Source organism: Ruegeria sp. BJ6 (assembly GCF_056537885.1).
The window spans coordinates 1-2,850 of record NZ_JBQFSG010000024.1 but is presented as its reverse complement, the minus strand read 5'-3'; the positions used below and the strand labels follow the sequence as shown (position 1 = coordinate 2,850).

The 2,850-nt window shown below is 60.1% G+C and carries 1 protein-coding gene; it reads right to left on the bottom strand.

The window, feature by feature from the left end:
* Positions 1-135: 135 nt before the first annotated feature.
* Complete coding sequence (locus ACR0D6_RS22485; RefSeq protein ID WP_480767154.1) at positions 136-2,766, bottom strand: phosphoenolpyruvate carboxylase; 2,631 nt, start codon at positions 2,764-2,766, stop codon at positions 136-138.
* Between the last annotated feature and the right edge of the window lie 84 nt (positions 2,767-2,850).

Here is a 2,850-nt window from a genome sequence, read left to right as displayed (position 1 = left end):
GATCTCGTCGCGCTGGCGGCCAAGCTCAGACGTGATCGAACCGAAAAGCTCGGGGTCACGCTCCGAAAGAGACTGGGTAAAGAAATTGTAGGGGCGATGGGGGGCGTTCACGTCGTCTATCTCCTGATTATTGACTTAACCGGTCCAGCCGAGGCCGGCCGATATGGCGTTCATGGATTGCAGCAATGGTACGGGTACGGTTCCGTTCTGCGGTTCATTCCTGGTCTGCCGCAGCAAATCCACCTGCAGCGCGTGAATGCGGTTCAACTCTGCCCGCTTGCGTTCAAAGCGCTCGCACAAGTGCGGGAACCGATGTCCAATTTCCTGCCCGCCGGTCAAAAAGCGGATGGCGCTGCAGGTACTGTCGTATTCGTTGGTAATTGCGGTGAAGATGCGTCGGCGGGTCCCCGCGTCACTGACCAGTTCCGCATAGCTTGCGGCAATGGACATATCCGTCTGGTAAAGCGATTTTTCCATTTCATCGACCGCCAGACGAAACAGACGGGACTGACGGAACAGGTCGTGCAGCACCTCGTCGCCGCGCACACCCCGGAACCTGCGGAAACTGTTCATTGCGGCCCCGAACCCGTACCAGCCGGTGATCAGATGGCGGTTCTGCGACCATGCGAACACCCACGGGATGGCGCGCAGATCATTCAGGCTTGCGGCCCCAAACCGGCGGGTCGGGCGCGAGCCTATTTTCAGGCGGGCCAGTTCCTCAACCGGGCTGGCCTGCTGGAAATAATCCAGAAATCCGGGCAATTCGAGCAGCGAGACATAAGCCGTCTGCGACAATTCCGATAACGCATCCATGGCATCTTGGAATTCGGGGCGCGCTGGCGCTTCGCTGCTGTCTGCTGTGTGGCACAGGGTGCTGGACAACAGCAGCTCCAGATGGGCGGCGGCGGTTCCCCGGTTGGCATACTTGGCCGAGACGACCTCGCCCTGTTCCGTTACCCGAAGCCGCCCGGAAATGGTTCCTTTCGGCTGTGCGGCAATCGCACGTTCAGTCGGAGCCCCGCCGCGGCTGACGGAGCCACCGCGACCATGAAAAAAGGCTGCTCGAAATCCCTGAGAGGCCAGCGCGGACACGATCCTGCGCTGCGCGCGATCCAGTTCACACGTTGAACAGAAGAAACCCCCGTCCTTTCCGCTGTCTGAATATCCCAGCATCACCTCGATCTTGTTGCCCCCTGTCTTGAGGCTGCGCCGGGCCAGAGGAACATCGAGCACCTCAAGCAGGATCGAGGGTGCATTGCGCAGATCGGCGATGGTTTCGAACAGCGGCACCACCGATATGTCCAGCGTTTCCGCCCCGAATCCGGCATAGCGCGCCAACAGATAGACGCCCAGAATGTCATCCGCCGATCGGGTCATCGACAGGATGAACGGACCCATTGCGCGGGGGTCGGGACCGGTGCGGACAGAATGAACCAGTGAAAGCAGCGCCAGCAGTTCCCTCGCCTGATCGCTCAGGTCATTTTGATCAAGGTCCTGCAAATCAGGATTGGCCAGCTCGGCCCGCAGGCGGGTGGACCATTCACGCGTTCCATACTCGGGTGCGGCGCCGTACAAGCCCCATATTTCGGTCAGGACATTGGTGGTCACAGTCGAGTTCTGGCGAATGTCGAGCGTTGTGGTTCGGAACCCAAAAACCGATGCCGAGCGACGCAATGGCCGGATATACTGACGTGCCAGTAGATCGGCGTTGACCGAGCACAATGCCGCATCAAGCGTTTCGAGATCCGCGATGAATTGCGTCGTGTGGTCATAACCCTGATGCAGCAGGAGATGGCCGATCGCAGTGAGCGCCTGCCGGAAAGGTTCGTTTGCGTTTCGACCGCTATCGGGTGCACGATCTGTGATGTCCTGCAGACGTGCGGCGTGGGCTTCAGGCAGGGGCAGGATCAGCGCGCTGATGCTCAGCCGGCCGGCGGCCTCATCGATGGCCTCGCGATACATCTCGATTGCCGACTCGCGCCCGCGCTGCAGCGCCAGTGCGGTCATTTCGGTTGTGACGTTCGGATTGCCGTCCCTGTCACCGCCGATCCAGCTGTGAAACCGCAGGTTCGGTGCAGTCGGCAAGGTCTGCCCCAGCACATCCTGACACGCGTGATCGAACCTTTGCATGACCTGCGGGACAGCGTCGAAAATAGCGTCGCGGAAAAACTGCAACCCCCACTCGATCTCGTCCCTGAGGCTGGGGCGGGTAAGGCGCAGTTCTCCGGTCATCCACAACAGATCGATCTCGCCCTCAAGCGCATTCAGCAGCTCAGCCCGCTCAGTCGGCGTCCAGCGCTGCGCCTCAAGGCTGACAAGGTGGCGATAGATGCGGCGATGTATCTCCAGCACAGTGACGCGCTTGGCTTCGGTCGGGTGCGCGGTAAGGGTCGGACCGACAACAAGGTCTCCGGCCAATTGCCCGATTTGGCTGTTGGTCAGGGACAGGTTCGACAGCGCCTCAGCAAACCCGCTTTCGACTGTTGCAGGGCCATCGCGGGTTTCCGTCAAGCGGCGGTTTCTGACAGCTGCATTTTCCTCGATGATACGCAACAACTGGAACCAGATCGACAGCGCCTGCAAATAGGGTGTGGCATCAGGCCCCGTGGGCAGAGGCCCCGGCGTCGGGGCATCGGCCCAAGCCGCGACATGGGGCGCTCGTTTCGACAGAATGTTACGCCACAGCCTGTGCAGTTCGCTCCGCAGACCTTCGGCATAGGCCGAAGACACATTCGGTGGATACTCGTCCTTTGCCGCTGTTTGCATCAAATCACTCTGTCTTGAGGTTTTTTACCGTTGAAGAATTGGTTGAGGTTTTTGATGACGCGGAATCCCATAGCTTCGCGGGCC